Annotated in this window: 4 protein-coding genes; 1 reads left to right on the forward strand and 3 read right to left on the reverse strand. The window is 49.0% G+C overall.

Going from position 1 to position 4,124, the window contains the following annotated elements:
• The 3 genes from JF818_RS03950 to JF818_RS03960 form a co-directional block, all read right to left on the reverse strand.
• A partial coding sequence (locus JF818_RS03950; protein ID WP_198890680.1) for a transketolase family protein occupies window positions 1-929 on the reverse strand: 929 nt, incomplete at its 3' end.
• Complete coding sequence (locus JF818_RS03955) at window positions 922-1,755, reverse strand: transketolase (RefSeq protein ID WP_233065971.1); 834 nt, start codon at window positions 1,753-1,755, stop codon at window positions 922-924. The genes JF818_RS03955 and JF818_RS03950, both read right to left, overlap by 8 nt.
• A gap of 12 nt (window positions 1,756-1,767) precedes the next feature.
• Complete coding sequence (locus JF818_RS03960) at window positions 1,768-3,189, reverse strand: L-fucose/L-arabinose isomerase family protein (RefSeq protein WP_198890682.1); 1,422 nt, start codon at window positions 3,187-3,189, stop codon at window positions 1,768-1,770.
• A gap of 270 nt (window positions 3,190-3,459) precedes the next feature.
• On the opposite strand from JF818_RS03960, the gene JF818_RS03965 reads away from it, so the two are divergent.
• Window positions 3,460-4,124: DeoR/GlpR family DNA-binding transcription regulator (locus JF818_RS03965; protein ID WP_198890683.1), on the forward strand; the 665-nt coding region annotated here is incomplete at its 3' end.

Consider the following 4,124-nt stretch of genomic DNA (forward strand, 5'->3'; position numbering starts at 1 on the left):
GTCTTTGTGGAGGCCGCAATGCCCTTGGCATCGAGGCCATAATGGGCAAACAGTTCAAGGCTGTTTCCTGTGACCAGATATTCATCTGGGAAGGCAAGGGTTTTCACCGGTACTGGATGATTGGCACAGACAATCTGACTGACTGTTGCTCCCAGTCCCCCGTTGATACTATGTTCCTCAACCGTTACCAGTGCACCGGTCTCCTTTGCAGCCTTGATGATCGCCTCTTCATCGAATGGTTTAAGGGTAGCCATATCGAGGACCCTGGCCTCTATACCCTCATCACTGAGGAGCTTTGCTGCCTCAAGGGTATGGTAGACAAGTTCTCCGCAGCTAACCAGGGTAACGGCTTTTCCTTCTCGCAACGTGTTGGCTTTCCCCAAGGTAAAGGGTTTCACTCCCAATTCCTCTGTGTAAATCTGGGGAATTTTCTCTCTTCCTATCCTGATAAAGAAAGCACCCTTTTCTTGTGCGATGGCCCTTACAACCTCTTCTGTTTGCACGGCATCGCTGGGGAGGATAATGGTAAGGTCAGGGATACAGCGTAACGTTGCGATATCATGCAGGGTGTGATGGCTGGACCCGAGGGCTCCGTAGCTCACTCCTCCGCTCACTCCCAGCACCTTCACATTCTGGTGGGAGTAGGCTACATCAACTTTCAGTTGTTCGAGACTTCTTGCTGTCAGGAAGCAGGCAGGGGCACACACAAATGGATTCTTGCCAACTACCGAGAGGCCTGCTGCCACACCGATTTCATTCTGTTCAGCGATACCGATCTCGACGAATTGGTCGGGCAGGGTCTCTACAAAAGTATTCAAGGAACAGGAGCCACGAGCATCACTGCTTATGACGATGATCGAGGGGTCTTCCTTGGCTAGGGCGAGTAGAGCAGTGGTATAAGCCTCCCTGCAGGCGCGGTAATCAGACATTCTGTAGCTCCTTCTCCATGGATTCAAAGTCGAGCATGGCCTGCTCATACAGGTTTTGGTTTGGAACTCCATGGTGCCAGGAGGGGATATCCTCCATCTCCTTGACCCCTTTTCCTTTTGTGGTATGGGCTATGATCAGAGAGGGTTTGTTCTCCTTGAACGGTGCAGCCTTGAGCGTATTCACTACCTCGGTCATGGAGTTCCCATCGATTTCCTTCACTTCCCAACCAAAGCTTTCCCAGCGCTGACGCAGGGGCTCCAGTCCCATGACATCCTCAGTCGACCCTGATATCTGCAGGTGATTTCTGTCAATGATTGCAACCAGATTGTCCAGTTTGTAGTGGCTTGCAGCCATTGCAGCTTCCCAGACCGATCCTTCGGCAAGTTCTCCGTCGCCCATGAGCGTGAAGACCCGGTTTGTTTTTTTATCCTTCTTCAAGCCAATCGCCATACCTACCGAGATGGAAAGTCCATGACCCAAGGCACCGGTATTCATCTCAATTCCGGGAATTTTGTTGTTGGGATGCCCAATAAGCGGACTTTTATATTGGCAGAAGGTGGAGAGCAGGCTCTCATCAAAGAATCCACGCTTTGCAAGTGCAGAAAGGTAGCCTTCTACACTATGCCCTTTGGAGAGGATGAAGTAATCCCTTCCTTCCCACTTGGGGTTGGAAGGATCGATGTTCATGACTTCAAAGTAGAGTGCTGTGATCACATCGGTGGAGCTGAGAGCTCCGCCGGTATGCCCGGCTTTCGCTTGATAAATCATGGAAAGCAGGGATTTTCTTACTTCGAGTGCTTGTTGTTTGAGCTCTTGTATTGTCATTACCATCCTCTTTTACTGCATGCTGGGGACATCTTCCCCACGGAGATAGGCCTTTACATCTTCCTCAATTGGATCGTAGAAGTCAGCCTTGATCCCAATGTACTTGCAAGCTTCATAGAGGATGGGAACGATGTTCTGGTGAATGCCGACACAGTGGTGAATGTAGGGACCTGTGACGATTTTCTCTTCCAGGCGTTTGATGTTGTCCACCTCAATCCAGAGATAGGTTCCCATGCCCTTGGGACCAGAGGTGCCTTTTGCGTTACCAAGCAGCAGAGAGTACTCTCCGTTGTCTCCGTCAAAGCGGCAAAGAGTCAAATTGCCTCCCTTTGCTTCTGCAGTAAGGCTTCCAGGGTGATCAAACGCAAGCGGGTAGCCCAGGACAGGCTTTTCTTTTGCCACGGATACGGGCCACGGTCCACAGTGCTGCAAGAGCTCTCCGTTGGGGATGTCGGGGTGACGGATGGTCCAGTCAGCGAAGAAGGAACGGCTCTTGTCCATGCCGGCTGCTTCCACCAAGAGAGCGGTAATTGCGCCGTGGATGTCTGTCTCGCAAACCACAGGTACGCCTTCATCGTTAAGCAAGGCATTGGCAGCACAGGGCATGATGCCAAGCTCTCCCTGTAGGGCATTCCAACACTGGATGGCAACTGCATTGCATCCATACTGCTCTCTCAGCTTTGCCATTGCCACCTTAAGGGCGGCCACTGTTTCCAGTTGTTCCTCAGTAACCTTGATGATCATCGATTCCCTGATATAAGTAATGACCTCTGCTACTGCTTCCTTCTCCTCAGCTTTGCATTTCTTGACCGTTTCTATCAACTCAGGCATTGGGATAGGGGCAAGCTGTACGTTGAACCGCTCGAGTAGTTCCCCTTCATTGCACATGGTGGTCATGAAGTCGTAGGGACGGGTGGAGATCTGGAGAATCCTGATGGACTTGAAGGTCTTTACCGTATTGCAGACAGCAAGGAAATCCCGAATGCCTCTCTCGAAGACTGGATCATTGAGCCTGCAGTTGGTCATGTAGGTAAAAGGTACCCTGAACCGTCTAAGGACTTTGCCGGTTGCAAAGAGACCGCACTGTGTATCCCTGAGTCTCTCTCCATTAGGCTCTGGCCGTTCATCCAACGGGCCCCAGAGGAGAACAGGTACACCCAGCTCTTTTGCAAGACGTGCTGAGACATACTCAGTGCCAAAGTTGCAGTGGGGGAGGAAGAGTCCATCCACCTTTTCAGCTTTGAATTTCTCCAGGATTTTTACCATATCCTTGTCATCATAGAGGAGGCCCTCCTCATTGATGTCTGTAATGTCTACGAATTCGATACCGAGCTCGACAAGCCGATCTCGAGTGAGGTTACGATATTTAATGGCATCCGGTGCACTGAAAATACTTCTACGGGTGGGTGCATACCCTAATCTGATGGTTGGCATGATGCGCTCCTTCTTCTCTGGTTTTTCGCTACCTTTATCGTAAGCTAAGATATTGAGTTCGTCAATGAAAAATGTTTCGTTTGTTTTCTTTTAAGTTTACATTTATTTACGCTTACAATGTATATAAATGTTCTGTATCTAGTCATACAGTTGAATATTCTTGATTCTACTTGAAAATGTATGATGCATTGGGATTGTTGTAATTCTGTTCTTTTCTTTTCATTTGTTTTCGGTTATGATGTCAATTGAAATAGAACAAGAGGTACCATAATGTTTCAGGATCAGCGAAGAGAAAAGATTCTCCAGTTGTTGCAGGAGAATGGCAGTTGCCGTGTACAAGAGTTAAAGGAGCTATTTAACGTCTCCGAGCCAACCATTCGTGGGGATTTGGAGAGTTTGGAAAAACGAGGGTTGATCACCCGCCAACATGGGGGAGCCTTCCTCAATACGCTCACGACCAACACGCTTCCTCTTACACTTCCACGACGTGGACATGAAGAGGAAAAAGCAAGAATTGGAATGAAGGCGGCACAGTTTGTCTCTAATGGGGATTCAATTATTTTGGATTCAGGTTCAACTGTTACCGAGATGGTGAAACATCTTGGCGACCGTACCAATCTTAGTATCGTAACCAATGCGTTGAATGCAGCATTGCATCTTGGAATGGAGCCCTCGAATCATGTTCTGGTAGTAGGAGGGGAGTTCAAACCCCCCACGCTCTCCCTTACTGGGGAGAAAGGTCTCTTGCTCTTTGAGAATCTCTATGTAGAGAAGCTCTTTCTCGCTACAGGTGGATTCAGCTTGGATGCTGGTCTTACCTATCCTTCATTTAGCGACATTGCTCTTAAGCGTGCCATGATAGCCTCAGCAAAGACTGTCTACCTGCTCGCTGATTCAAGCAAGCTGGAAAAGGTGCTTTTTGCCTCACTTGGATG

The sequence above is a fragment of the Sphaerochaeta sp. S2 genome (genome assembly GCF_016406725.1).
GTDB lineage: Bacteria > Spirochaetota > Spirochaetia > Sphaerochaetales > Sphaerochaetaceae > Sphaerochaeta.